Genomic DNA, 25,429 nt, shown 5'->3' with positions numbered 1-25,429 from the left:
AGGACTCCCACTCTCAGGCGTCGACAAGTTCGGCCTGCCCGTGCACCAGCAGATCGACCATCGCCAGCACGGCCGGGTCGGCCATGTGGAAGGTGGTGTTGCCCAATGCACCGGCACGCACCACAAGGCGTGGTGCCACCAGGAAGTCAAGCGGCTTGAAACGCAACAATTTCACCTGTGCAATGTCGCGCAACTGCACACTGGTGCGCCACAACCAGCCCTGCGAAATGGCGTCGTTGGAGATGCGTGTGGTGCTGAACAGAATGTTGAGGTAGCCCCACACCACCACCACCGCCGCCAGGCCCGCGAGCAGCAGGACTTCGGACGGCAGTGTCATGGCCGCCAGTGCGCTGCGCGCCTTCCAGGCACTGGCCAGCAAGGCCACGACGGCGACCGTGGCCAGCACCTGGGTGGAACGCGGGAACGACCGCCCTTCCACCGAGTTCAACGCCGGGGAGATCATTTCTTCTCGGGCGCCTGGGGAGTTTCGGGTGCGGCAGGCTCGGTTTTCTCCTCCATGCCTTGCATCATGTGTTCCATGTCGGTGTCTTCGGCCTCACCGGCCTCCTCCACCGCGGGCATCTCGACCTTGTCCAGGTCGTAGACCACCTTCTCGTCGAGGAACACGGTCACCGTCTGCGGCGCGAAGATCACGATCAGCACCAACAGGATCTGCAGCAGCACGAACGGGACCGCACCCAGGTAGATGTCGCGCGACTGCACCTTGGCGGGCAAGGCGCCGTTCTTGAACAGCGAGTCGGAGATGCCGCGCAGGTAGAACAGCGCGAAGCCGAAGGGCGGGTGCATGAAGCTGGTCTGCATGTTCACGCACAGCAGCACGCCGAACCAGATCAGGTCGATGCCCATCTTGTCGGCCACCGGGCCCAGTAGCGGCAGGATGATGAAGGCGATCTCGAAGAAGTCGAGGAAGAACGCCAGGAAGAAGATGAAGGCGTTGACCACCAGCAGGAAGCCGGTCTGCCCCCCCGGCAGGCTGCTGAGCATGTGCTCGATCCAGATACCGCCATCCACCCCCTGGAACACGAGCGAGAACACGCGCGCGCCGATCAGGATGAACACCACCATGGCGGTGATGCGCATGGTGCCGGTGATGGCTTCGCGCACCAGCGGCCAGGTCAGGCGGCGGTGGAGAGCGGCCAGGATGAAGGCACCCGCCGCGCCCATGGCGCCGGCTTCGGTGGGCGTGCAGATGGCGTGGGTGATGCCGGGCAACCCGCCCATGCTGCCGAGCACCGCGAAGATCAGGATGGCCGAGGGAATGATGCCGCGCAGGCACTGCTTCCACAACGCCCAGCCGCTGGCGGTGCGCGCTTCCAGCGGAATGCCGGGCAAGGCATTGGGCCGCAGACGGGTGAGGATGAAGGTATAGGCCAGGAAGATCAGCACCTGCAGGATCGACGGACCCCACGCACCCTTGTACATGTCGCCTACCGAGCGGCCCAGCTGGTCGGCCATGACCACCAGCACGAGAGACGGTGGCACGAGCTGCGTGATCGTGCCGGACGCCGCCAGCACACCGGTGGCGTAGCGCATGTCGTAGTTGTGCCGCATCATGATCGGCAGCGCGATCATCGCCATGGCAATCACCTGGCCCGCCACGGTGCCGGTGATGGCGCCCAGGATGAAGCCCACCACGATGACCGAATAACCCAGGCCGCCGCGCTTGGGGCCGAACAACTGGCTCATCGATTCCAGCAAGTCCTCGGCCAGGCCGCACTTCTCGAGGATGGCGCCCATCAAGGTGAAGAAGGGAATGGCCAGCAGCAGCTCGTTCGAGAGAATGCCGAACAGGTTCAGCGGCAGGTTGCCCATGAACGAGGCCGGGAACCAGCCCATCTCGATGGCGAAGAAGCCGCAAGCCAGGCCCAGGGCGCCCAGCGAGAAGGCGACGGGAAAGCCGATCAGCATGACGAGGATCAGCCCCCCGAACATCATGGGGGCGAATTGCTCCATGGTGATCATTGCAGAGGCCTTTCGTAGTGGGTGTCCATTTCATGCACGTGCATGAGCCAACCCACGCGCTTGATGACTTCGGAGACCCCTTGCAACGCGACCAGGGACATGCCCAGAGGAATGGTGAGCATCGCGGGCCAGCGGATGAGGCCGCCGGAGTTGCTCGACATTTCCCCGCTCACGACCATCTTGACGAAGATCGGAAACGACAGGTAGGCGACGAACAGCGTCAGGGGCAACAGGAACAGGCACAGGCCCGCCAGGTCGATCAACACCTTGGTGCGCGTGGGGTACATGGCGTAGAAGATGTCCACGCGCACGTGCTCGTTGACGCGCAGCACCTGCGAAGCGCCGAACATGACGCAGACCGCGAACAGGTACCACTGGATTTCCAGGAAAGCGTTGGAGCTGTAGTCCAGCGAATAACGCACCACCGCGTTCGTGGCGCTGATCGCGCAGGCGATCAGGATGGCCCAGCGCGCCACGACCGCAAAACGGTCGGTGAGCGCGTCGATCAGCCGGGCGAATGCCAGCAGGCTTTTCATGCAGATGTCTCCTCGTAGGGGGTTGCGCAGCTGTTGCTGCATGTCGGTGGCGATCACGCACGGCGCGGACGACCCGCGCCGTGTTCGCTTGCCCCCGTCGAGCGTGGCGCAGCGTGCAAAGCGGTCCTGGCGGCTTTGGTGGTGCAGTAGGGTGCTTGCGAGGCCATCGCGCTACGGCCCAGGTGGATGAAATGTTGAGCACCTTGCGCGGTCCACGCCAGCCCGCTTTCACCCAGATGCAGGTGGAGCGCAGGAAGGCTGTGCTGAGTTGTATCCGCGCTTTCAGGCTCACGTGCAGTGCTTTGGCGAGGTCGTCGGGCAGGCATTCGTCGTGCGGGCCGATGTGCGGGATCACACGGACGTTGTTGATCAGCGTGGCGCTGGCGAACGCACAGGCTCGCAGATCGCCCACCCAGCTTTGCAGCCGATCTGCAGCGCGAGTGGTGTCGGCGCGTGCGACAAGCGTCAATCCAGCGAGATGTTCACCCTTCTCGCTATTTCGCCGTACTTTCGGCTGTCGGTCCGGATCAATTCAGTGATTCTTTCGGGACTCTCAGTCCAGGATTCAAAGCCGTTAAGGGCGAAGCTTTTCAATACTTCCGGGCTGCCCAATGCCTTCTCTACATCAGCCCTGATGTGCTCTGAAACGGCACTCGGAACTCCCTTTGGCGTGTACAACGCCAGCCAAGTGCGTAGTTCAAAGTTCCGAGGTCCACCTGCCTCTTCCATCGTTGGCACTTCTTCAAAACCAAGCAGGCGTTTGGGTCCTGCATACGCAAGTAGTTTTACCTTGCCTCCTCGATAGAGCGGACCCGCACTTGCTGGGGTGCCGAAGGTCCAGTCAACCTGCCCGGTTGCCACCGCAGCGTAGAGCATGGGGAGCTCCTTGAACGGCACGTGCGTCATCTCTACGCCTGTAGCGGCTTCAAGCTGTGCGAGTCCAAGGTGGGCCACGCTCCCTATTCCCCAGCTGCCAAACGTCACATGCTTCTTCTTTGTGGCCGTCAGTAAGTCAGATACGTTCTTCCAGGGAGATTCGGCCCGAACGACAACGAAGAACCCTGTCGAATAGAGAGACGCGATCGGCTCAAAGTCTTTCAAAGGATCGAACGGAAGTTGCTTGTACAGGTGCGGCTGCAAAGTCATGGGCGTGGAGTCCACCGCCAAAACCGTGTAGCCATCAGCGGCGGCCCGCTTGACTTCCTGCAAAGCGATCCAACTGTTGGCGCCGGGTTTGTTTCCGATGAGCAGCGGCTGCCGCCAAGAATGCGCGATGTTCTCTGAAATTTGCCGCATCACAGTGTCCGGACCACTTCCTGCCGAATACGGTAGTACCGCTCGAACGGGCTTCGCCGGAAATTGCTGTGCCTGCGCGTCGTTGCCGCCGACCAGAACCGCTCCGAGAAGAAGAGTCTGAGCACCATGTATGAAAGAACCGAACATAACTGTCTCCATCTATTTTTGGTCACACGTAGCGAAGGTTGCGGATGTATCGCCTCTGAGGTCAATCACGTAAGACCACACAGATGTTCTTGCGTACCGTGAAGCTTTCTAGCATCCCTTCCAGGGAGAACTCGCGACCTAATCCGCTTTGCTTGTAGCCGCCAAAGGATTGGCCCGGGTAGGGAGCTCCGCCGTGATTCACTTGGATGAGCCCTGCTTGGATTGAATGTGCAGTGCGCAGTGCCTTGTTGACGTCGCGGCTGAAGACAAATCCGGCCAAGCCATAGTGAGTATCGTTGGCCATTCGGATCACCTCAGACTCGTCCCGCCAGCGGATGGCGCAAAGTACGGGTCCAAAGATCTCCTCGCGAGCTAAGCGCCAATCATTGGAATCGCTGGCGAATATGGTGGGCAAGGTGTAGTAACCCTTGGTCAGCGGGCCTTGTGTCGGTGGCAATCCACCAGTGACCAGATGAGCCGCAGGGTCGGCTAGGCCATCGCTGATGTATGCGCAAACACGATCGAATTGCTTTTTGTTGATCAAGGAGCCGATGTCACTTTGCTCGTCCAGTGGATCTCCCACCTTCATAGCGGACAGCTTTTCCGCCATGCGCGATACGAAAGAATCGAAGATGGAGTCGTGGACAAACACTCGGGTGCCCGCGGTGCAGGATTGCGACTGGCGCGTCACGCGTGCAGCCGCGATGGTCGCGTCGGCCACCCAGTCTTCGTCCGCATCCGGAAAGATGATGTTGGGGCTCTTGCCACCCAGTTCGAGCGAGACTGGCAGAACGCGCTCGGCGGCAGCGTGCATCACGCTCTTACCCACATTTGTGGAGCCGGTGAATGTAAGCTTCCCCACGCCCGGATGCTGCACAAGCGCGACGCCGCACTCGGCGCCAAAGCCAGTCAAAACGTTAAGCACGCCCTTAGGCAGGAATTCTTGGAAGGTACGGGCCATCTCCAGCATGGCCAAAGGTGCATCTTCAGCAGTCTTCAGCACCACGGTATTGCCCATGCATATAGCGGGTGCAATCTTGTTGGCTGCGACTATCAGTGGTGAATTCCACGGAATTATTGCGCCTACAACGCCTAGCGGCTCGCGCACGGTGTAGTTGATTGTTCCCTCAACGGGTACGTTGGATTCTCCTTTTGCTTCGCCGCAAAGACCTCCAAAGTATCGGATCATTTCGATGCTTCCGCGCACTTCGGGGCGCGCCTGCGTGCGCAGAGCGTTACCGGTTTCGGTTGCGAGCAAACGGGCAATCTCCTCGCTACGTGCTTCTAGAGCGTCGGCTATTCGAAGCAGTGCGCGACCGCGCTCGCGGGTGGGTACGCGCTTCCATTGAGCAAACGCCACCTGGGCCGCGGCTACTGCGCGATCCACGTCTGCATCGCGTCCCCGCGGTACCCGCGCGAACACGCTGCGGGTGGCAGGATTCTCGATCGGGATGGTTTCGCCGTCGGCGCTGGTCGTCCACTCACCGTCGACCAGCATTGTCCAGTCGCGAACTTCGGGCTCGGATGGAATTGACTTCATTTCATTCCTCCGCGACGATCGACTTGCCAGACCCGAACGACCACTCGTCGGCCTGTGTTGTGTTGATCACCACCATGACATCCTCGGGCGGCACTCCCGGTGACTCCGACAACAGATTGGTCAAGTGGCGATAAAAGCTCTGTTTGACTTTGGTGCTGCGCATGCGCCCCGCTGTGATGCAGACCAGCACGTAGTTGTCTGAACGTGGCCCCCCCAAATAATGTTGATCAAACACGAGCTCATCGCGCTCGTGCTGATGAATCGCCTGGAAACGATCATCGAGGGGTACCTCAAAGGCTTCCACCAAGGCTTGATGCACTCGATCGGCAAGCATGCGGACATACTCGGGGCTTTTTCCCCTGAGCAACGAGATTCGTGCGAACGGCATAAAAACGCTCCTTTTGGTTGCCCCGGAGTATTCGTGCTGTCTGCATCTTTGAAAATCGAATAATTCGGGATACAGGATCCGCTTTTTTGGGACGATTTCAGACGCTGTTTTCACGCCGCCTGGTGAGCCGAACACTCTCATCACCGGGATAGTGAGTTCAAGCTTGGCCATGTGCTCGATTTGATCGAGATTCGGTCGACGGTAGGGGCTGGAAAACGCTGTTCGTAGCCGTCGATGGCCACGTGAGACTGGCGTTCACGGCCATACGTCCAGATGAAAAGAGGGCGCCCCTCGCAAACCGACATCGCCTTCACAGTAGCATCGGCGGCTTCGCGCCCATCTTCAGAATCGACTCGCCAAGAAATAGTCGTTGACGCTTCACGCGCTGAAGCGTTGCCGACGTTGGTGAATAATTGCAAGATGCCAGCAATACGACGAGTCACTTTCGACACAGATGCCATGCGCAGCTTTGTGCTGGGCATTGAGCTAGGCAGTTTTGCGCAGGCGGCCGACAGACTTGGGCGGTCCACGTCGGCCATCAGTGCGCAGCTAAAAAGACTCGAGGAACAAGCCGGCACGTCCCTCGTGCGAAAAGTCGGCCGCCAGCTGGTACTGACTGAGGCAGGTGAAACGATGTTCGGCTATGCGCGCCGGATGCTAGACCTCAACGACGAGGCTGCTATGGCGTTGCGAGAGGCGGGGCTGGAAGGAGGGGTGCGGCTCGGCCTCCAGGAGGACTTTGGGGAGATGTTGCTGGCCGATGTGCTCACGCGCTTTGCGCGAGCTTACCCAAAGGTAAAGATGGAAGCGCGCGTGGCACGCAACCGGGAACTCACGGACGCTGTGCAATCCGGCAAGCTCGACTTGGCCGTCATTTGGGGAGACGCGGAAGCCTCGCCGCTTGCGCAACGCCTTGCAGACGTCCCAATGCGTTGGGTTGGTGGAGTGCGTGAGGGTTTAAGGGTGGAATGTGAACGCCCTCTTCCAATCGTGGCTTTCGATCCGCCCTGCCTGTTCCGCCAAGCCGCAACCGTGGCGCTCGACCGCGCGGGGATCGCTTGGCGCAGCGCTTTCACCAGCCCGAACCTCGGTGGCCTATGGGCGGCGACGGCAGCGGGGCTTGGGGTTACTGTGCGCACCGGTATTGAGTTGCCCCCGCGCGTGCGCGTACTCAATCCGGTGCAAGCGAAACTTCCACCGCTACCCAGCATTCCGGTGGTGATGCTGCGCCACTCAGGTGCGCTGGCACCACCTGCAGCGCAGTTGGCCGCTATCGTCAGCGAAGCCGTTCGTGAAGCCACGCAACGATCCGAAAGATGAGTTGACACCCGCGCGACGCGCGTCCTGCTGGGAATGGATCCACACAAGCGCTCGCGCCATGTTAGATAACGCGTGACGGCACTACGAGTGATGACCCGCAGTTTCTCGCAGCGCTGCGATCACCGCAGCAATGACTGGCCGTCGCGAGCTCTCTCGAACCGTTGCGATGAAAATCTGCCGTGTGATGGGTGGTACGAGCCGCACCACCTTCAGATGCACATCGACGCAAGCAGCGCGAAGGTTCATCGCCGGAAGTACCGAGACCAGCCGGCCCGCCTTGATCAATTCCAGCGTCGCGCCCAGGTTGCGGCAGTTGCTTCGCACCTTTGGTTCGAAGCCCTGAGCGCGGCATTGGTTCAGCAGCAATAGGTTGTAGCCCAGCGACGCGTGGTTCAGGTCCCAGCGTTCTTGCGCAAGATCCGCCAATTTCAGCTGCGCATTGTGTGCGAGCGGATGCTGGGCGGGCAGCACTGCCAAGAATTCATCCACGCACAAGGGCAGCATTTGCAGCGAACCAATCAAGGCGGCTCTGTCCATCAGATCATCAACCAGCGCAAGATCAACCTGCTTTGCAGCTGCGGCCCGCAAGCCATCGGGCGACTCCATCTCATGCACGTCAATGTCGATGCCGGGATGCTCTTGGTGCAAGCGCTGCAACGTTAGGGGCAACAACCCGAACACTGCCGAGCCGAAGGCGCCGATACGCACCTGACCGGACACGCGACGACTACTCGCCTCTACCTCGGCTTCCATGCTCTCCAGGAGCGTGAACAGCTCGTGGCTGCGTTCCACCAACTGCTTGCCAGCGGGGGTGAGTTGCACTCCACGCCCCGATCGCTCAAACAGCACCAAGCCTACTTCTTGCTCGAGCTTGAGCAATTGTTGCGACACAGCGGGTCGTGTCAGCCCTTGCGACTTTGCCACGCGCGATATGGTGCCCAGCAAGGACAACTGATGCAGCAGAAAAAGCCTGTTTACGTCGAGCATCCGATTTTGAAGTAAGAAATATTTACCTCTCCCGAAAGATTCTAAGCGCTTAACTTTCCGTTTTCCGCTGGCTATAGTCCGCGCCAATATGAACATGCTAGAAAACCAAGCGAGGGGAAGCCACAGCAGGCCGACCTGGTGCGAGATTGATATCGAGGCCATCGAGCACAACATCCGCCAAGTCGTGGAGCTACTAGGTCCGCAGGTGCGACTGCTTGTGTGCCTGAAGGGTGACGCCTTTGGTTGCGGCGCAGTTGAGGTGGCGCGAGCATGCGAGCGCATGGGCGCCTATGGTTTGACTTTCGGCAACATCGACTCAGCAATCGTCTGCCGAGAAGCCGGCGTGACGCTGCCTATGCTGCTGTACCCAACGTGTTTACCGGCGGCCGCACCATTGCTGAGTCGACATGGCATGAGCATCACAGTCTCCACTCGCGAGGAAGTTGAGCAGTGGGCGCAATATGCCGAAGGTCGGCTTGACGTGTTCCTGAAAATCGACACTGGGGGCTTTCGTGCCGGTGCGTTCCCTAACGATGCCGTCGAAGTGGCGTCCGCCATAGCAGCGCGACCCACACTCCATCTGGCCGGTGTGTACGGGCACTCGCTGGCAACCTACCTCAATGGCGTAGCGCCGCGGTTCGACGGCTCATCACAGCAGGTGAGCTGCTTTGTAGAAGCCGTGGACGCCATCGAGGCGGCTGGTATCGACGTGCCCCTGCGGATGTGCTCGAGTTCAGAAATCCTCCTGACGCATCCTCGGGCGGATTTGAATGCTGTGGATCCTGGGCGCCTGATCAGTGGCCTTCCTTTCGATGCGATACCTTCGCGGCGCCGAACCTGGCGGCCCGGATTGCGGTCGTTGAAGAGCCGCTTGGTCATGGTCAAACGCATTGACTCTCATGGGAATGTGCCGGTTACGCCGTTCTTCCCAGTGCATGAGGGCATGACCATTGGCCTCATCCCTTACGGCTGGAGTGATGGCTGCCCACGCGAGCTGTCGCCGGACGCATATGCCTTGGTGCGTGGTCAGCGAGCGCCCCTGCTTGCACCCGTTCATTCTGAGTTGCTTCGCGTGGACTTGACCGGCATCGTTGGCGCTTGCATCGGAGACGTAGTGACGCTGATGGGCGCAGACGGTGCGGCGCAGATCGACTTGGAAACGTTTGCGCATCATTGGGGTCAGCCCTTGCTGGACGTGTATTGCACGGTCGGCAAAGGAGTGCCACGCGTATACGTTCGCTCGCCATACACAGCGATTGCCTCCCAGCAGCAACAGCAGGAGTCTGCATGATCTGGAATCTGGCGCGGCGCACAGCGCGCATGAACCCTTCCGTGCTCCGCGAACTGCTATCGCTCACCGAGCAGCGTGACATCATCAGCTTTGCCGGTGGTGTGCCTTCGCCCAGCAGTTTTCCTGTCCAGGCATTCGCGGCTGCCTGCGAAAAGGTCTTGCGCCAGGACGGTGCCGCCGCCTTGCAGTACGCGTCCAGCGAGGGCTATGGACCACTGCGCGAGATCATCGCTGCAACGCTCCCCTGGCCTGTCAAGCCTGACGAAGTGCTCATCACCACAGGCTCGCAACAGGGGCTGGACCTTCTGGCCAAGGTGCTGATCGACCCCGGTGCCCCTGTCGCCGTGGAAACGCCCACCTATCTGGGCGCGCTCCAGGCGTTTGCCGTGTGCGAACCCAAATTTATCGGGTTACCTTGTGGCGACGATGGTTTGGACCTGGATGCTTTTTCTAGCCAAGCTCGGGATGCGCGTTTCCTGTATCTGCTCCCCAACTATCAGAACCCCACCGGCCGAACGATGCCCGCCTCCGCACGCCATGCGTTGGTGGAGCGGGCGTCTGAAATGGGCCTACCGCTGCTGGAAGACAATCCATATGGTGAGCTGTGGTTTGGCGAACCGCCACCGCTCCCCTTGACGGCGCTGAATCCCGAGGGCTGCATCTACCTGGGGTCGCTCTCAAAGATACTCGCGCCTGGATTGCGATTGGGCTTCGTAGTCGCCCCCCGCGCGCTACGTGCCAAGTTGCTGCAGGCCAAGCAAGCAGCAGACCTCCACACGCCCAGTTTCAACCAGCGACTGGCCGCCGACATCCTGCAAGGCGGCTTCCTGCAACACCATGGGTCCGCCATCCGCGCGCTGTACCGCGGCCAGCGTGACGCGATGCTCGCTGCCCTCGATCGCGAGATGCGAGGTCTGGATGTTGCATTCAACCGCCCCGATGGTGGGATGTTCGTGTGGCTGCGCTTGCCCGCGGGATTTAATGCCGCCGCGCTTCTGCCTCGCGCAGTGGAGCTAGGCGTGGCCTTCGTTCCCGGCGAGGCCTTTTTCGTCGACACGCCCGATCCGCGATGCGTTCGCCTGTCGTTCGCCACCGCCACGCGCGAGCAGATGGACACCGGGATTTCTGTGCTCGCGCAATTGATCCGCGAGAGTTCATCGGCAACTATTTTCGACAACAACTAAGGAGACACCCCATGCAACGCCGTTCTATTTTTCGCCACGCTGGACTGGTCGGAGTGCTAGCCGCGGGGACTGCTCCCGCTGTTCAGGCGCAGCCCGCTTTGCGCTGGCGAATGGCCTCCAGCTTTCCCAAGTCATTGGACGTCATGTACGGCAACGCAGAGGTGTTCTCCAAGGCGGTACGTGCCATGTCGGGTGGGAAATTCGAAATTTCGGTACATGCGGCTGGAGAACTGACGCCCGCGCTGAGCGTCGCTGATGCCGTGCAGGAAGGATCTGTGGAGGCGGCGCACACCGCACCCTACTATTTCTTTGGCAAGGACGAATGCTTCGCACTCGGCTGCGCCATTCCTTTCGGCCTGAACACGCGCCAGATGACGGCCTGGATGATGGAGGGCAACGGCGGTAGGCTGATGCGAGATTTCTACGCAGGCTACAACATAGTCAACCTGGCCGCGGGCAATACCTGCGGTCAGATGGGCGGCTGGTTTCGCAAGGAGCTCGGCAGTGCAAAGGCCCTCAAGGGCGTGAAGATACGCATTGGCGGTTTCGGCGGGAAGATCCTGGCGCGCCTTGGAGCGGTGCCGCAAAACATCCCCGCTGGGGAAATCTACACCGCCCTTGAAAAAGGCACCATAGACGCTGCGGAGTGGCTGGGGCCATACGACGATCTGAAGCTGGGCTTCGCCAAGGTGGCGCCTTACTACTACTACCCGGGCTGGCAGGAAGGGAGTGCGCAGGTCGATTTCTTTATCAACGCCAAGGCCTACGAAGCCCTGTCTGCAGAGCACAAAGCGATTCTGGAGGCTGCATCTGCCCAGGCGCACCTCACCATGCAGGCGCAGTATGACGCGCGCAACCCCGGGGCACTAAGGCAATTGGTGGGTGCTGGCGTAAAGCTGCGCCCTTTCCCCCGGGATTTGATGTCGACCGCCTTCCAGGAAGCCATGGCGCTGTATAGCGAGCTGTCGGCCAGCAATCCAACCTGGAAGAAGATTTACGCAGATTTCGCCAAGTTTCGTGCCGAACAGAATATGTGGTACCGCTTCACGGAGGGGACGTTTGACAGGTTCATGCAATCCCAGAAGTTCTGAACGCGGCGCGACGCTCTGGTGCGCCGTGGACAGTGCTGGCCATTTTTTTCGTCGCCTCACACCCATGCCAACTCGTGTGGCAGATGAAGTATGGCCGCTCATAGAACAGGGCCTTCTCAGAAAGCCTTTTTCTTTTCAACCTCTTGGCAAACATTTGCATGATGAAAATCGATACGTTTAAATCTCCGAACCCTGCTGATGATGTTTTCGCCGTCCCCGGCGAAGCGCCGCATGAGCGCGTGCATTGGTTCCACGATGCCGTTAGTGGCATGCAAGCGATCGTCGCGATCCATAGCACGGCGCGTGGACCTGCCTTCGGAGGGTGTCGCATGTGGCCATATGTGCGGTCTCAGGACGCGCTAGTGGACTCGCTGCGGCTTTCGCATGGCATGAGCCTGAAGAACGCCTTGGCTGACTTGCCTTTCGGTGGCGGTAAAGCCGTCATCCTGAAGTCGGCAGCCGAGGTGGATCGCGCCGCCCTATTGAGGGCATTCGGGGCCTGCGTGAAATCACTGGAAGGACAGTACATCACTGCCGAGGACGTTGGCACGACGACCGATGACATGCATGCGGTGCAGGAGGTTACTCGGTACGTCAGCGGAATCCCGCGAGAGGACGGGTTTGGCGGCGACCCGTCGCCCATGACGGCCCGTGGCGTGTTCGTCAGCATTCGCGAGGCGATGCGTGTGCGCTTCGGGCGCGACAACTTGCAAGGCGTCCGCATCGCTGTGCAAGGGCTGGGGGCCGTTGGCGGCAGCCTGAGTCGAATGTTGCACGAGGCAGGTGCCCGCCTCTGGGTCGCGGATACGGATCCCTGCCGCACCAAAGCCGCGCGCGATGCGTTCGATGCGGTGATCGTAGACCCCCAGGACATCGTCGCTTCAGATGTCGACGTGTTCGCTCCTTGTGCTCTGGGCGGCGTGATGGATGCGCACGCCATCGCACGATTGCGCGCACCGTTGGTTGCTGGGGCCGCGAACAACCAACTGGCTATCGCGGAGGATGGCGAACTGCTGCATGCTCGCGGCATTCTCTACTTGCCAGATTTTCTGGTGAACGCTGGCGGCATCATCAGTGTCGCCCGCGAGTATCTGGGCACCGGAACGCATGAGGCGGTCTTGGGCGAGGTCGATCTCATTGGGTCGCGCGTGGTTGAGCTACTGGACCGAAGTGCTGCGCAAGGGATATCGCCTCAGGCTGCGGCGCATAAGTGGGCGCAAGAGAAATTGGCGATGCGCGTGTAGTCGGGCAATGCAAATGCACCCAGCACGGGCAGAGAATCTTCTCGTGTGGCAGCTCGGTGACGCGCTGGCCAGGTTGGCGCTTCATGGCCATTCCTCTCGAGCACAGATCGGCTTTTACTAAATTCATAGGGTATTTACTGATGTACAATAGTCGCTGCCTGTACATTTAAAAACTTCAATTGTGCATGCATTAATGGAGATGTCTCAAGTGCCTGCATACAACGAAAACAATCTCCAGAACGTCGTCCGACAGCACATCGAAAAAGAAATTTCGGAAGGGCGCCTCAAACCGGGTGACCGCGTTGGTGAGGCCGAATTGATGGAACGCTTCGGAAGCTCTCGTACACCGGTGAGGCAAGCATTGCTTCAACTCGGTACCGCGGGGTTGCTGGAGATGCGTCCACGTCTGGGTGCCTTTGTTGCGGCGATTCCAGTCGCACGTCTTGTGGCAATGTGGGAGGTGTTGACGGAATTGGAGGGTCTCGCTGCCCGTCTGGCCAGCACGAGAATGACGCCGGAAGAGCGCGATGCGCTCACTTCAGTACTGGAGCGCAGTCGAGCGCATGCGCAATCTGGTGATTACCCGAAATACTATGAACTCAACCGCGAGCTGCACGAGATAATTTACGCTGGGTCGCGCAACGAGTTTCTGGCCGAACACATTCGAAATATTAGAGATCGCCTGCGCGTGTACCGGCCATTCCCCTTTCAACTTCAATCGCAATTGCACCAATCTTTGATTGAGCACGAAAAAATAGTTGGCGCTGTGATGACCGGTTGCGCCGATCAGGCAGATGAAATCATGCAGCACCACATTAGTCGTGGAGGCAAGGCGTACACCGAACTTATTTTCACGTCGGGGAGCACTTGAATTGCATGATCAGCTCCGCATATTGCCCGAAATTGCAGGATTTATCCCCTGGGGCATCATTTTTTTCGCTTGCACATCGGTTTGATGACCATTTGACGAAAATTGCGAGCTCAGATGAATTATCTTCGAATAGGAGCTTTCAGGCATATTCCACTTCGGGTTAGCCAAATGGATTCTTTCCTCACAAAGGAAGAAGATTTATTTTTGCTTGAACATCTGGGATTGCCCGATATTGCACAAAACGAGTGGTCTCTGCGCCTCGGTGGATTGGTGGAAAGGCCACTGCATCTCGCATACGCGGACCTGCTTCGATTTTCCCAACAAACTGTGGTTTCGGTCCACAAATGCGCAGGCAACCCGCTGAAGTTTCCGCTTGAACCCTCACCCGATCGAAGCGGAAATGTTGAGTGGACCGGGGTAAGTCTGCGCGAGATTCTTGAGGAGGTAGGCCACGATAGCTGCGCCAAGTTCGTGATCGCTTGTGGGGCCGATGGCGGCGTCTTTGACGGGATATCGGTTCCCGCGTATGAGAAAGATGTGCCGATGGAAAAGGCTCTGGCTGGGGAGGTGATGCTGGCAACGCATATGAACGGCGAATTGCTGACGGCCGCTCGCGGAGGACCTGTTCGTTTGGTGGTTCCAGGGCACTACGGAACCAACTCGGTCAAGTGGCTGCGCGGAATCGAGGTCGCCGAGCGACGCAGCCAAAGCCTGTTCACCACCACCTACTACAACGATCGAATTCCTGGCTCTAATGCACTTAAACCCGTCTGGGACCTCGCCCCGGAAGCGATCATCGTCTCTCCCGCTGAGCAGAGTGTGCTTGTTTCGGGGGATATCGCTGTTTGGGGGTGGGCATGGGGCGCGCATGAGATCGCTCGGGTCGACGTTTCACCGGACGCCGGTGAGTCTTGGATCCAGGCAACTATTTCGAGGCGTGAGCAATTCGAATGGCAGCGATTCGACGCGGTTGTACGGCAGGAGAGGGGTGCCTTAAGACTGCTGCCGAGAGCGGTCGACGTGACAGGCGTCGTACAACCGTTGCTTGAAGGCCGTAACCGTGCCGTCGAGGTGCGTACCCTGGCTTAGCCGTGTTTTCTCGGCGGGGCACGCTTTCGGCACGGTTTGCATCGATCAATAAAGAGTTTCTTTTAGTATTTGCTCGCGTGTGCGATCAAACTCTTCTGTGTTTACCAAGCCTTCCGCCAGTGCGTGGAGGATTTGCCCCACGGAGGGCAACTTGCTGCGGGGGACAAACTCCGCTTGGTTCCAAAGTCCACCACGCATGGCTGCCCTTGGGCATTGGAAAAACACCGAATTGATATTCACATCAATTACGCAACGTGGAGCCTTTCCTTCCAGGGAGGTGAGCTCCAGTAGCGCGGGCTCAACCGATAGGCTGGCAGTCCCGTTCACACGCAGTGATTCGTTCACGCCGGATATCATGAAGAGCAGCCCAATTCTCGGGTTGTCGACCAAATTACGCAGCGTATCAATGCGATTGTTTCCCTTTCGATCCGGAATAAGCAAGCGATTCGGAGTCATAATCCATGCGGTCTTGCCTTTGGGGTCGCCACGCGGTGAAACATCGGTGCTATCTCTCCCAGCAGTACCGATAATCACAAAGCTGGAGTGCTCGATGAATGGACGATAGACCGGATGGATGTGTCCCACTTCCTTTTCACGTGCACCGGTGACGGTTGAGCCATATAGCTTGTCTAGATGCGAATGAGTTGAAAGTATCCACTGGCCAGGTTCCTGAGTTTCCATGAGGTCATCTTTCCGAAGAGACGTGCCGTAGCACTTATGGGTTGATTGGTTCGAAATAGCTGCGCCACAGTGACAACGTTACACTGGCATTCGGGTCGCTATCCGCCCATAGTTCGCGCGCATCAAATTGAACGAAGTAGGTGGGTTCTTCGCGGGCCGGCAATCCGTGGCCTGCGGCATCTGGAAATGGATAGGGGGCGTCCTCGCCTACAACAATTCCGGTTCGACCGCGCACGTAACCAGGCAACCTGATGTGGCCGTCGACGAACAGGTTTTTCACGCGCACTTGCTGCCCATGCTCAAGTGGCGTCCACTGTTTGTCCCGTGCGAGCCGCCCTGCTGCGGTTTCCCCCGCAAGCGGAAAGGCTCCGCCCGCACGCTCCTCAAGTTCCTCGTGAGAGACGACACCTGCCTCCACCAATAGCGTGGCCGTGCCTGTGAGAATCCGCTCGGAGTAGGTGGCCCCCATGTAGTGGCGGGGTTCCATGCGTTCTATTGCGTGGCGTAGCTGATCCATTGAATAGCCCCCCGGCCGGGTCGCACCAAACAACATCAAGCCGTAGCTCAAAGCCTGCCAGCGTTCCTCAAATCTAGGATTCCCAGGGCGAAATCGAACAACCCCGAAGCCCTGGCGCCCGCCCATGTCGTGTATTCCGTCCATGTCAGCGTACCTCCGGCATAACTTGTTGTTCGGGCAATAGGCTCGAGACACCGATCATCGATTCCTTGGTCACAATCGCGGCCAACGCTGCTTCATCCCAGCCCTGAGAGAAATCAGGCCGTCGCGGGATCACAAAGTAGCGGGAGTCGGCGGTGGTGTCCCAGATGCGAATCGCTATTTGCGATTCGAGCAAGAGCCCCATTTCCCGAAAGACCTTCCGAGCGTCTCGGACGACTCGCGCTCGGTATTCAAAATCCTTGTACCAATCGGGTGCCAAGCCAAGCACGGGCCACGCGGTGCAGGAGCAGAGCGTGCAAACGACGGCGTGATGCTCGGACACAGTGTTCTCGAGTGCCACTACACGCTTTTGATGTGCCGGTCCGACGTAGCCCAACGATGCGCAAGCTGCCTTGCCGTCGGCCAGCAGCCACTCCCTGAAGCTTGGTTCAGACCAGGCTTTCGCAACTACTTGGGCACCGTTTCTAGGATGCCAATCATTCTCCGACCTGTGGATGAATGCGTCGATGTAGTCTTGCGGAAGTAGGCCTTTGTCGACCATCGCTGCTTCCACAGCGCGTGCTCGGTCCTTCAAAGATGCAGTGGCTTTTCCGCTGTGCGTTTGATTCATGCGTTTCTCCTCTATGAACGTCACGGGTGAATTGGCGTGGTGGGTTGAGATGCGCTATTGGAGACGGCGCGTTCGAGCCATTGAGCGGCCCAGAGCAAGCGTTCATCGTCATAACGCGGTGCAACTGCCTGCAGTCCGAACGGGAGTCCGCTCGGCATGGTGAGGACGGGAAACGCGACCGCTGGCCCACCCAGCGCAGACCAGGGCCTGCAAAAGACGGGATCCCCTGTCCCGAGTTCGAGTCTGGGGGCAGGGCTCGGAACGGCAGGCACGACGACGGCATCGAGCCCATGCATCCAGGAACTCAGCATGGCCGATTCGCGGTCAATCGCTTCGCAGGCTTGCATATAGGCGCTGGCCCGCACGGCTTGCCCTTCTTCAATGAGGGCACGTAGAGACGGGGACAATTCCTCTCGGAATTGCCCATATTCAGCACCGAGTGACTGCGCAACTTCATACCGCATGACCGTCCCGTGATGCTCGACCAGCGCCGCATGCTCCGGGGGGGCGTCGAGCCAGCGATGACCAATACCGAACGCCTTCAGGCCACGGGTGAGAAATTTGAATGCCTGATCCATGAGCGCCATGTCGCCTTGCGACCACCATGGTGTCCTGCACAAGCCGATGACCGGAAGACGACTTGCGAGCCGACCATCCTCCAACTCCCCGCGAAGGGCCGATTGCACGTAGCGCGCGTCAGAAACGGTACGGGTAAACCAACCGACGGTGTCAAAGCTGTGCGCGAGCAGCTTTACCCCTCCCGGTGAGTAGCGCCCACGACTTGGTTTGAATCCGACGACCCCGCAGTAGCTAGCAGGACGAACGATGGAGCCAGCCGTTTGCGTGCCAAGTGCAAGTGGCAGGAAGCCAGCCGCCACTGCTGCGGCCGAACCGCTCGATGATCCACCAGGTGTATGTTCAAGTTGGTGTGGATTGCGGGTTTTTCCCGCGGTGAAGGTTGCAAATTCGGTGCATACCGTCTTGCCAAAAGGGATAGCGCCAAGCCTTTGGAGGGCAGAAACGATGGGAGCGTCTATTGGAGCCATTCGGGCCCGATAGATTGAAGAGCCGCAGGTTGTGGGGCCGTCGACACCATCGATATTGTCCTTCACACCGACTGGAATCCCTGCAAGAGGAAGTGACCGGTCAATTGGGCATTCGTCGGCCCTCCGGCGTACCGCCTCCGCATCCAAATGCGCAAAAGCCCCGATTTCAGACTCCCGATCTTTGATGCGGGAGAGCGCCTCGTCAACCACTTCGCGAGGAGTGCGCTTGCGCGTCTGCATTTGGCGAACTTGAACGGCTATCGCGAGTTCATTCCCTTGTTTCATTGCAGGCCTTCATTGGAAGAAAAATCATGGAGCGAGGAACGGCGGTTCGGATCGGCGTCGTAATGACGGCTGAGGGATAGCGCCACAAGAAGACACGGCTTTGCTGTGATTGCCGCGACCTTAGGTCTGCCAAACCCATATTGACTAGCCGCAGCCATGCTCGTCTGCGCGCGAGACACCTTCAAGCGCTCCATCAATCGCTCCCCACACAACTGGCTACCAAGGACCACATTGCCCGAGGCAAAGCTGCACGTGCACTGTTCGTGAGGGACGAGCTGAATGTTGGCGTCTTGAAGACTGGCATGGCTGGGATGTCATGTAGGGGTAAGTACTGACGTTCAAGCGATTGTTCCATAACGCATTTTTAAACCGCCATGATACACTCACATCGAATCTATATAAATTTATATGAGCAATTTTATAAGCTTACAAAAAGGCGAGGTCTTCCGCCTGCAGATGAACGACCTCGCTGGTCGAAACCGGGTGTGCAGCGCTCGTCTGATTGACTTTCATGCAGCTCTTGACGTGGTGGAGGCAACGCCCTCGGCGCGCGTCCTGGTTGTTTCCGGGCTACCGCAAGTGTTTTCGGCGGGATTTGACCTTGGGGAGCTGGCACGCGAGCCGTCCCGGATTGCTGAACGCGTGCTTGCGTTCGGCTCCCTATGCGAACGCTTGGCAAAATTTCCTTTGCCGACGATCGCAGAGATGGCTGGCTCTGCGTGGGGAGGTGGCGTTGACCTGGCCCTCAGTTGCCGGTTTCGGCTGGGTACGCGCACTGCGGAACTCAGCATTCCAGCGGCGCGTATGGGCCTGCATTACCACCCTGGAGGCGTAAGGCGTTTGGCCAAATGCCTAGGCGGTGATCTGGCGCAATGGCTCCTTTTTTCTGGATTGCCGCTGCGGGGGGAGCGATTGCACAGCTCCCCTTTCTTTCAGCAGGTTCTTGATGGACCAGAGTCACTGGGGCGAGCAGTAAGCGACCTTGCGGCAAGAACTGCCCGGATTGAGCCGCATCTGGTGCGCGACCTGACGGCCTCCGTTGCCGAGTCGCGTTTGGTCGATCTCGCGCCCGCTGCGCTTGCAGCGAACGTCATCAAACTGCAAGAAATGCGCGTGCATGCATCGGCGGGAACCGAGGAACTCGCACACAGCCTGCGCGATTGGCAATTGAAAAAAGGCGAGGCATCCCTTGAACGCTGATTCTCCAGACTCTGGCCGCCTGCCGCTCGAAGGCGTTGTCGTGGTCGACTTGACACGGGCACTATCAGGGCCCTTCTGCACTATGGTGCTCGGTGATCTAGGGGCCACGGTCTACAAAGTAGAGAGCGAACCACACGGTGACATGACCCGCACCTGGGGACCGTTTCACGACTCAGAAAGCATCTACTACTTGAGCTGCAATAGAAATAAACGCAGTGTTGCCATCGATCTCCGTAGCGAACGTGGGCGAAGTGCAGTCATGGACATGCTCTCGCATGCAGATGTATTTGTTCAGAACTTCAAGCCTGGCGTTGCTGAAGAGATCGGATTCGGTCCCGATGTCTTGCGCAAACGCCATCCTCGATTGATATGCGCCGATATTTCGGGGTTTGGCCGCGGCGGGCCATACCAAGATTGGCCGGGTCTGGATCAAGTCGCGCAAGGCATGTCTGGCCTCATGTCACTTACCGGAGATCCTGGTGGTGCCCCAACCCGTGTTGGCGTATCTATCGCTGACATGACCGCCGGGCTTTGGTTGTGCATTGGCATTCTGGCCGCGCTCGCAGCACGGCCGCATACCGGATCAGGTGCTCACGTATCAACCGCACTCCTGAGCAGCTTGGTATCGATGCTTGGTGTCAATGGGCAGCGGTATCTGTCCTCCGGTGAGGCCCCGAGCCGTACGGGAAATGATCATCCTGTCATCGCTCCTTACGGCGTATTCCAGGCGGCTGATGGTCCTCTCAGCATAGCGTGCGCCACGCAGGTGATGTGGAGTCACCTATGCAAAGAGTTGAATGAACCCGACTTGGCCCAGGACCCACGCTTTATCGACAACGCATCTCGGGTGAGTGCGCGGGAGCCATTGCGGGAAGTCCTCAACCAACTCTTGGGCCGCAGGTCCCGCGAGTATTGGTTAGCGCGGCTATTGCCAGCGGGGATTCCCGCAGGCCCCATTCTTACTGTCGCCGAAGTGTTTAACGATCCTCACGTCATAGCCAGCGGCGGTATCCAGTCTTTGCCGCACCCACGCACCGGCACTCTTCGGGTGGCGGCCAACCCCATCGTTTTTGACGGCGTTCGTGTGGGGGGGGACGGGCTTCCCCCACCTCGACTAGGTGCTCATACAGCGGAGTTCTTGGCTGAACTCGAGCGACGTCGTGCCATGCCCGTGTCCAAAAGTTAGTGCAAAACCGCAAGTCCGCACTGTTCATCAATTTTTGAGGAGTTTGTTATATGTTTGAAAATTCATTGGCAATTGTTGCGTTTGCTCGCCGGTATAAAGCACTTTTAGTCGCGTATCTAGCATGCTGCGTCCAGCTGTCCGCTATCGCTCAAATTAGTCAAGACAGTGTGCGGATTGGAATACTGAATGACCAGTCTGGTCCCTACTCTGCTCTTCAAGGTCAAGGGTCGGTCGTAGCGGCGCGCATGGCAGTGGAGGACTTTGGCGGCACGGTCCTTGGCAAGCGCATTGATGTTGTCTACGCGGATCACCAAAATAAACCTGACGTTGGGGCAACCATCGCGCGCAAATGGTTCGACGTGGATGGTGTAGACCTCATGGTCGAGGTAGGCAATTCAGCGGTAGCACTTGCCGTGCAGCAGATCGCACGTGAAAAATCCAAGATCGTCATTTACACAGCGGTGGCAACAACCGAAATCACGGGAAAACAATGTTCACCCACGGGATTTTCGTGGCTACACGATTCATATGCGATGGTGTCAGGGCCCGTGCGCTCGCTGCTCAAGCAAGACATGGATACCTGGTACTTCATCTATGCCGACTCCGCCTTTGGTCAAAACGTAGTTTCGGAGGCCTCGCGCATCATTGAGGCAAATGGTGGAAGGGTGGTGGGTTCTGTCAAGCACCCCACGAACGAAATCGACTTCGCGTCCTATGTGCTGCAGGCCCAAGCATCGCGCGCCAAAGTCGTCGCTGTGATCGATGCAGGCCAACTTCTGGTTTCGGCTTTCAAGCAAGCGGGAGAGTTTGGACTCACCAAAGGAGGCCAGAAGGTAGTGGCACCCGTTACCTTCCTGACCGACGTCCGAGGCATGGGATTGAAGGCGGCACAGGGGCTGAACGTGGCCATTCCGTTTTATTGGGATTTGGATGACCAGACGCGAGCGTTCAGTCAACGCTTCTTCGCACGCCATAAGGCGATGCCAACAGAACCCCAGGCTGCAGTCTATTCAGGTGTATCGCACTACTTGAAAGCCGTGAGGGATACGGCCACCGACAAGACCATGACAGTGGCCGCGAGGATGCGATCTATGCCCGTGAATGACTTCTTTGCCAAGAACGGTGTGCTGCGTGACGATGGTCGATTGCTCAATGATTTTTATCTGGTGCAAGCAAAGTCGCCCGCAGAGTCAACTGGCCCATGGGATCTGTACAAGGTTGTTGCAAAGATTCCGCCGCAAGAAACTGCCAAACCTCTTTCCGAGAGTGAATGTCCTATTGTGAAAACGGCAAGGTGATGAGTGGGAGTTCAGCAATGCCAGCGACCCGCTCGATCAGGGCCTTCAACAAGTCAATACTTGAAACCCGCGGCCTCGTGAAATCCTTCGGAGGCTTCAGGGCTGTCGACTCAGTTGATCTAAGCGTTGAACGAGGCACCATCCACGCGCTGATCGGCCCAAATGGTGCCGGCAAAACAACTTGCTTTAATCTGCTGACGAAATTCCTGGAGCCAACCTCAGGCACCATCTTGTTCAACGGCAATGACATCACCGGCGAACAACCGGCGCAGATCGCGCGGCGCGGCATCATCCGCTCGTTTCAGATTTCAGCGGTGTTTCCGCACCTGACGGTGCTGGAGAACGTGCGCCTGGGTCTGCAGCGTGAGCTCGGCACCAGCTTCCATTTCTGGAAGAGCGAGAAGTCTCTTATTTCGTTGAACAAAAGGGCCCTTGAGCTGCTAAATGAAGTCGGCATGGAGGAAGTTGCCGACGAGCTGACGGTGAACTTGCCTTACGGCCGAAAGCGTGCGTTAGAGATAGCCACTACCTTGGCGATGAAGCCCGAACTAATGTTGCTGGACGAGCCCACACAGGGGATGGGCCACGAAGACGTGCACCGAGTGGCGCAACTGATCAAGCGCGTGTCGGTCGGCCGCACGATTTTGATGGTGGAGCACAACATGAGCGTCGTTTCCACCATTGCCGACGTGATCACAGTGCTGCAGCGCGGCGCCGTTTTGGCAGAGGGGCCCTACAGCATCGTCTCGAAGAATCCACAGGTCATGGAAGCCTACATGGGCACGACGGACGGGCCGTTGCAAGGGGCATCGACATGACGGCTCCTGCTCTCGAAATCAACGGCCTGCAAGCTTGGTACGGGGAATCGCACGTGCTACACGGCGTAGACATGGTGGTGCAGCCCGGCGAGGTGGTCACATTGCTTGGTCGCAACGGCGCCGGGCGCACTTCCACACTGCGCGCAATCATGGGTCTCACGGGTGCGCGCAAAGGCAGTATCAAAGTCAACGGCCATGAAACCCTTCACCTGCCCACACACCGCATAGCGCACCATGGCATCGGATACTGTCCAGAAGAGCGTGGCATCTTCGCCAGTCTTTCTGCGGAAGAAAACCTGCTCCTGCCGCCACTGTTGAAGAGCGCCCCACAGGGGATGTCGGTGTCCGAGATCTACGCCATGTTCCCCAACCTGGCCGAGAGGCGGAACAGTCCCGGCACGCGTCTGTCAGGCGGCGAGCAGCAGATGCTGGCGGTGGCGCGCATTCTGCGCACCGGGGCACGGCTGTTGCTGCTGGATGAAATCTCGGAGGGCTTGGCGCCGGTGATCGTGAAGGCGCTGGCACGCGCGATTGGCAGCCTGCGCAGCAAGGGCTACACCATTGTGATGGTGGAACAGAATTTCCGATTCGCCGCTCCGCTGGCCGACCGCTTCTACGTCATGGAGCACGGCCGTATCGTCGAGCGATTCGGCGCCGCCGACCTCGAAGTCAAGATGCCAGTACTCAATGAACTGCTGGGCGTCTAAGGGAAATCATTGTGCAAATCTTCGGAACCCCTCTTTCGTCACTGCTTGGCCAACTCATTCTGGGACTGGTGAATGGCTCGTTCTACGCGATATTGAGCCTCGGTCTAGCAGTCATTTTCGGCCTACTCAATGTAGTCAACTTCGCGCACGGGGCCCTGTTCATGATGGGAGCAGTGTTCACATGGATAGCGATGAACTACTTCGAAATAGGCTACTGGAAGATGCTCGTGGTTGCTCCTGTAGCCGTTGGCCTCTTTGGTATGTTGATCGAACGCACACTGCTGCGGCGGATCTACAAGTTCGACCATCTATACGGCCTTCTTCTCACACTGGGATTGACTCTTCTGATTGAAGGCCTTTTCCGCTCGGTCTATGGCGTTGCAGGCCTAGCCTACGATGCCCCAGACGAGCTCTCGGGCGCTTTGAACCTTGGCTTGATGACTTTGCCAAAATACCGCGCCTGGGTGGTCGTGGTCTCTCTGGCGGTTTGCGTCGCCACCTGGTTACTGATTGAGAAGACGCGAGTTGGCGCATACCTCCGCGCTGGAACTGAGAACCCCCGGCTGATGGAGGCGTTCGGCGTCAACGTGCCGTTGTTGATCACACTAACTTACGGCTTCGGTGTGGCGCTCGCAGCTTTCGCCGGTGTGCTGGCGACGCCGGTGCTCCAAGTCTCGCCTCTGATGGGGCAAAACCTCATCATTGTCGTCTTCGCAGTAGTGGTCATCGGCGGTATGGGCTCCATCATGGGCTCCATCCTTACCGGTCTGGGCCTGGGCGTTCTCGAAGGATTGGCGAAGGTGTTCCACCCCGAGGCGTCCTCCACCGTGGTTTTCGTGATTATGGTGATTGTGTTGCTGATCCGTCCTGCCGGTTTGTTCGGAAAAGAGACATGAATAAGTTCTTGTTTGGCTACGGCCTGCTGCTTCTCGCGCTGATGGCCGCACCCTTCGCTGGCGTCTATCCGGTGTTCATGATGAAGCTGATGTGCTTTGCTCTGTTCGCCTGTGCGTTTAACTTGCTTCTTGGCTACACAGGACTGCTTTCATTCGGCCACGCGGCCTTCTTCGGTGGTTCAGCCTACGTTGCAGGGTACTCGATGAAGATGTGGGGCCTAGCGCCCGAACTGGCCCTGGTTCTGGGCACGACCACCGGCGCGTTGTTGGGTGCGGTGTTCGGCGTGCTGGCCATCCGGCGCCAGGGCATCTACTTTTCCATGATCACTCTTGCGTTGGCGCAAATGGTGTACTTCATAGCACTGCAAGTGCCTTTCACTGGTGGTGAGGACGGACTGCAGGCCGTGCCGCGGGGCGAGTTGTTCGGCGTGCTGGACCTGACGAACGATCTGACCATGTACTACGTGGTGCTCTTGGTCGTCGTTGCGGCTTTTGTGCTTATCTTTCGCACCGTCCACTCGCCCTTCGGGCAGGTCCTGAAAGGCATTAAAGAGAACGAGCCGCGCGCGATCTCATTGGGCTATGACGTGGATCGCTTCAAGCTGCTGGCCTTCGTCATCTCGGCAGCGATGTCTGGCTTGGCGGGCTCGCTCAAGACGCTAGTGCTCGGCTTCTCCACACTGACCGACGTGCACTGGTCTTCATCCGGCTCGGTGATCCTGATGACGCTGCTGGGTGGTCTGGGTACGCTATCGGGTCCGTTTGTCGGCGCAGCGGTTGTGGTGGCGATGGAGAATAAGATTGGCGATTTGGGCCACCTGCTGGCAAACTTCACACGGGTCGAGTGGTTCAATACATTGGGCCAGTCCGTCACCATCGTCACTGGTTTGATTTTTGTGATCTGCGTTCTGGTCTTCCGGCGAGGCATCATGGGCGAGGCTATCGCCCTCGTTATGCGGTTTAAGGAAGAGCACTCGAACAAGTCGAGATAACGACGCTGTGTATGTACCCGGCTGCGTACTCCCAATTGAGCAAGGTGACCCCTCCGGTTCCTCA

General features: G+C 58.6%; 25 protein-coding genes and 1 pseudogene. 15 read left to right on the top strand and 11 right to left on the bottom strand.

The genetic code is table 11. The annotated features are described in order from the left end of the window. Positions 1-13: 13 nt before the first annotated feature. The 6 genes from F9K07_RS07380 to F9K07_RS07355 all read right to left on the bottom strand — a co-directional run bounded on the left by F9K07_RS07380 (position 14) and on the right by F9K07_RS07355 (position 6,061). A complete protein-coding gene (locus tag F9K07_RS07380; protein WP_159590863.1) occupies positions 14-463 on the bottom strand; it encodes a hypothetical protein in 450 nt (149 codons plus the stop codon). Then, positions 460-1,980 carry a TRAP transporter large permease gene (locus tag F9K07_RS07375; RefSeq protein ID WP_159596854.1) on the bottom strand — a complete coding sequence of 507 codons (1,521 nt, stop codon included), beginning with the start codon at positions 1,978-1,980 and terminating at the stop codon, positions 460-462. Before F9K07_RS07375 ends, F9K07_RS07380 begins: the two co-directional genes overlap by 4 nt. Next, entirely contained in the window at positions 1,980-2,519 is a 540-nt protein-coding gene (locus tag F9K07_RS07370; protein WP_159590860.1) for a TRAP transporter small permease subunit, read from the bottom strand. Before F9K07_RS07370 ends, F9K07_RS07375 begins: the two co-directional genes overlap by 1 nt. A 465-nt stretch (positions 2,520-2,984) precedes the next feature. Continuing rightward, positions 2,985-3,962 carry a Bug family tripartite tricarboxylate transporter substrate binding protein gene (locus F9K07_RS07365; protein WP_159590857.1) on the bottom strand — a complete coding sequence of 326 codons (978 nt, stop codon included), beginning with the start codon at positions 3,960-3,962 and terminating at the stop codon, positions 2,985-2,987. A 61-nt stretch (positions 3,963-4,023) separates the two neighbouring features. Continuing rightward, positions 4,024-5,502 (bottom strand): aldehyde dehydrogenase family protein, encoded by a 1,479-nt coding sequence (locus F9K07_RS07360; protein WP_159590854.1) that lies wholly within the window; start codon positions 5,500-5,502, stop codon positions 4,024-4,026. Between the two features lies 1 nt (position 5,503). Further along, positions 5,504-6,061 carry a tautomerase family protein gene (locus tag F9K07_RS07355; protein WP_236581823.1) on the bottom strand — a complete coding sequence of 186 codons (558 nt, stop codon included), beginning with the start codon at positions 6,059-6,061 and terminating at the stop codon, positions 5,504-5,506. A 14-nt stretch (positions 6,062-6,075) separates the two neighbouring features. On the opposite strand from F9K07_RS07355, the pseudogene F9K07_RS31760 reads away from it, so the two are divergent. Both F9K07_RS31760 and F9K07_RS07350 read left to right on the top strand, forming a co-directional pair. Further along, positions 6,076-6,174 (top strand): annotated as a pseudogene (locus tag F9K07_RS31760) (IS481 family transposase); the annotation flags it as partial. A 175-nt stretch (positions 6,175-6,349) separates the two neighbouring features. After that, positions 6,350-7,210, top strand: a complete 861-nt coding sequence (locus F9K07_RS07350) for a LysR substrate-binding domain-containing protein (RefSeq protein ID WP_236581822.1) — start codon at positions 6,350-6,352, stop codon at positions 7,208-7,210. An 81-nt stretch (positions 7,211-7,291) separates the two neighbouring features. Here the strand turns inward: F9K07_RS07350 and F9K07_RS07345 are convergent, their stop codons facing one another. Continuing rightward, complete coding sequence (locus F9K07_RS07345) at positions 7,292-8,197, bottom strand: LysR family transcriptional regulator (protein WP_159590851.1); 906 nt, start codon at positions 8,195-8,197, stop codon at positions 7,292-7,294. An 88-nt stretch (positions 8,198-8,285) separates the two neighbouring features. Here F9K07_RS07345 and alr point away from each other — a divergent pair, with 88 nt between their 5' ends. From alr to F9K07_RS07315, 6 genes are all read left to right on the top strand, one after another. Beyond that, entirely contained in the window at positions 8,286-9,488 is a 1,203-nt protein-coding gene (gene alr / locus F9K07_RS07340) for an alanine racemase (protein WP_159590848.1), read from the top strand. Next, a complete protein-coding gene (locus F9K07_RS07335; RefSeq protein WP_159590845.1) occupies positions 9,485-10,672 on the top strand; it encodes an aminotransferase-like domain-containing protein in 1,188 nt (395 codons plus the stop codon). Before alr ends, F9K07_RS07335 begins: the two co-directional genes overlap by 4 nt. Positions 10,673-10,683: 11 nt before the next feature. Beyond that, positions 10,684-11,763: a TRAP transporter substrate-binding protein gene (locus tag F9K07_RS07330; protein ID WP_159590842.1), complete on the top strand. Its 1,080-nt coding sequence runs from the start codon at positions 10,684-10,686 to the stop codon at positions 11,761-11,763. A gap of 158 nt (positions 11,764-11,921) precedes the next feature. Next, positions 11,922-13,007 carry a Leu/Phe/Val dehydrogenase gene (locus tag F9K07_RS07325; protein WP_159590839.1) on the top strand — a complete coding sequence of 362 codons (1,086 nt, stop codon included), beginning with the start codon at positions 11,922-11,924 and terminating at the stop codon, positions 13,005-13,007. A 208-nt stretch (positions 13,008-13,215) separates the two neighbouring features. Next, a complete protein-coding gene (locus F9K07_RS07320; protein ID WP_159590836.1) occupies positions 13,216-13,878 on the top strand; it encodes a GntR family transcriptional regulator in 663 nt (220 codons plus the stop codon). A gap of 168 nt (positions 13,879-14,046) precedes the next feature. Beyond that, the gene (locus F9K07_RS07315; protein ID WP_159590833.1) at positions 14,047-14,967 is read left to right on the top strand and encodes a molybdopterin-dependent oxidoreductase; all 921 of its coding nucleotides are present in this window, start codon (positions 14,047-14,049) and stop codon (positions 14,965-14,967) included. Between the two features lie 45 nt (positions 14,968-15,012). Here the strand turns inward: F9K07_RS07315 and F9K07_RS07310 are convergent, their stop codons facing one another. Genes F9K07_RS07310 through F9K07_RS07295 form a run of 4 tightly spaced genes read right to left on the bottom strand, consistent with a single transcriptional unit; the run spans position 15,013 to position 18,268 of the window. Next, a complete protein-coding gene (locus F9K07_RS07310) occupies positions 15,013-15,648 on the bottom strand; it encodes an MSMEG_1061 family FMN-dependent PPOX-type flavoprotein (RefSeq protein WP_159590831.1) in 636 nt (211 codons plus the stop codon). Positions 15,649-15,682: 34 nt separating this feature from the next. Next, on the bottom strand, positions 15,683-16,309 hold the full coding sequence (gene nthB / locus F9K07_RS07305) for a nitrile hydratase subunit beta (RefSeq protein WP_159590828.1): 627 nt from the start codon (positions 16,307-16,309) through the stop codon (positions 15,683-15,685). Position 16,310: 1 nt separating this feature from the next. Beyond that, positions 16,311-16,937: a nitrile hydratase subunit alpha gene (locus tag F9K07_RS07300; RefSeq protein WP_159590825.1), complete on the bottom strand. Its 627-nt coding sequence runs from the start codon at positions 16,935-16,937 to the stop codon at positions 16,311-16,313. Positions 16,938-16,957: 20 nt separating this feature from the next. Beyond that, positions 16,958-18,268, bottom strand: coding sequence for an amidase (locus F9K07_RS07295; protein WP_159590822.1), 1,311 nt, complete (start codon positions 18,266-18,268; stop codon positions 16,958-16,960). A gap of 408 nt (positions 18,269-18,676) precedes the next feature. On the opposite strand from F9K07_RS07295, the gene F9K07_RS07290 reads away from it, so the two are divergent. The 7 genes from F9K07_RS07290 to F9K07_RS07260 are packed head-to-tail and all read left to right on the top strand — an operon-like array spanning position 18,677 to position 25,365. Further along, complete coding sequence (locus F9K07_RS07290) at positions 18,677-19,468, top strand: enoyl-CoA hydratase/isomerase family protein (protein WP_159590818.1); 792 nt, start codon at positions 18,677-18,679, stop codon at positions 19,466-19,468. Continuing rightward, on the top strand, positions 19,458-20,654 hold the full coding sequence (locus F9K07_RS07285; protein WP_159590815.1) for a CaiB/BaiF CoA transferase family protein: 1,197 nt from the start codon (positions 19,458-19,460) through the stop codon (positions 20,652-20,654). Before F9K07_RS07290 ends, F9K07_RS07285 begins: the two co-directional genes overlap by 11 nt. Positions 20,655-20,704: 50 nt before the next feature. After that, positions 20,705-21,952 (top strand): ABC transporter substrate-binding protein, encoded by a 1,248-nt coding sequence (locus F9K07_RS07280; protein ID WP_159590812.1) that lies wholly within the window; start codon positions 20,705-20,707, stop codon positions 21,950-21,952. A gap of 17 nt (positions 21,953-21,969) precedes the next feature. Continuing rightward, the gene (locus F9K07_RS07275; RefSeq protein WP_159590809.1) at positions 21,970-22,770 is read left to right on the top strand and encodes an ABC transporter ATP-binding protein; all 801 of its coding nucleotides are present in this window, start codon (positions 21,970-21,972) and stop codon (positions 22,768-22,770) included. Continuing rightward, a complete protein-coding gene (locus F9K07_RS07270) occupies positions 22,767-23,477 on the top strand; it encodes an ABC transporter ATP-binding protein (protein WP_159590806.1) in 711 nt (236 codons plus the stop codon). Before F9K07_RS07275 ends, F9K07_RS07270 begins: the two co-directional genes overlap by 4 nt. Positions 23,478-23,488: 11 nt before the next feature. After that, positions 23,489-24,373 carry a branched-chain amino acid ABC transporter permease gene (locus F9K07_RS07265; protein ID WP_159590803.1) on the top strand — a complete coding sequence of 295 codons (885 nt, stop codon included), beginning with the start codon at positions 23,489-23,491 and terminating at the stop codon, positions 24,371-24,373. Beyond that, positions 24,370-25,365 (top strand): branched-chain amino acid ABC transporter permease, encoded by a 996-nt coding sequence (locus F9K07_RS07260; protein ID WP_159590800.1) that lies wholly within the window; start codon positions 24,370-24,372, stop codon positions 25,363-25,365. The genes F9K07_RS07265 and F9K07_RS07260 overlap by 4 nt, the downstream gene beginning before the upstream one ends. Positions 25,366-25,429: the final 64 nt, after the last annotated feature.

Source organism: Hydrogenophaga sp. BPS33 (genome assembly GCF_009859475.1).
Taxonomy (GTDB): Bacteria; Pseudomonadota; Gammaproteobacteria; order Burkholderiales; family Burkholderiaceae_C; genus Hydrogenophaga.
This window is presented reverse-complemented; position numbering and strand designations above follow the sequence as displayed.